The following is a 1090-nucleotide window of genomic DNA, read 5'->3' on the forward strand; positions in this document are numbered from 1 at the left end:
CTGACCATCTATCAGTTTCTATGTTTTCCAGAGCGGGGGCAGCGGGAGGAGACCCTGCATGAGCTTGGCGACGCGTCTGAGCCCTCGGGTGAACCAGGACACCTTGGACCGCGCCACCTTGGCGGGCTGGCGCTTCAGAACTTTTTTTCGGCGGGGGTGGGATGGTGGGCCTCGTCCCACAGGCCGGTCGAGACGGCGCTGTAGAGGGCGAGAGCCATGACGAGCAGCAGCCGGGCGAGCCGGTCAGGGTATTGGATCTGCGTGTTTTCGACGCCGAAGCCGCGCGACTTGAAGTCGGAGAACATCGGCTCGATCCCCCAGCGCCCGGAATAGTCCAGCGTGGTGAGATAGCCGGGCTTCTCCGACATGGCGACGATCCAAGGCTGGTCGTGGCCTGGGTCGCGGATGATGCCGATGTGCGTCTTGGCGCGCCGCGCCGTGAGTTCGACGTCCTCGAGATAGCGGATCTCGCCCTTGGCCCGTGCCGCCGTCGTGGTCCGACCAGCTCGGTCCTTCACCGTGAGCGTGCCCTTGAGCCGAAGCCGGTAACTCCAGCCGCGCTCCTGGCACAGAGAGATCAGATCCGCGGTGCCGTAAAAGCGATCGCCCATCAGGCAGATCTTGGCGTCCGCCGGCATCCAGGGCGCCACTGCGTCGAGCAGAGCTTTCTGCGTGCCGAAGCCGATCGCTCCTTCAGTGGTTTCGACCCGCCAGGCGAGCGGAAGGGCGCGCTCGCCATGTCGCAACGCCACCATCAGCACCTGATGGCGGTCAGACACCTTGGACTGGTCCAGGATCAGCACGATACCACGCCGGTCGGCAGCGGCCCGCGCCAGCACCTCGGCAGCGAAAGGCGCCATCACGGCGTCGGGATCGATCAGCGCGTTGCCCAGCACGCGCGCGATCCATTGATAGCGCATGTCGGTGCGGTCCGCATCGCGCGGCAGGGCAGCGGCGAGGTCCATCAGATTGGCGCTGCGAACCTCCAACATGGTGGCGACCAGCAGAGCGAGGTTGCCGCGCTGCGTCTTGCGTTGCCACGGCAGCAGGCGCTTGAACTCGTCCACCAGCCCGTCCGCGACGATCCTAA

Annotated in this window: 1 protein-coding gene; it reads right to left on the minus strand. The window is 65.9% G+C overall.

The genetic code is table 11. The features are described 5' to 3' along the window. Positions 1 to 134: 134 nt before the first annotated feature. On the minus strand, positions 135 to 1085 hold the full coding sequence (locus G3T14_RS24230) for a transposase (protein WP_348645346.1): 951 nt from the start codon (positions 1083 to 1085) through the stop codon (positions 135 to 137). Between the last annotated feature and the right edge of the window lie 5 nt (positions 1086 to 1090).

It is taken from the genome of Methylobacterium sp. BTF04, from assembly GCF_010692745.1.
Lineage (GTDB): Bacteria > Pseudomonadota > Alphaproteobacteria > Rhizobiales > Beijerinckiaceae > Methylobacterium.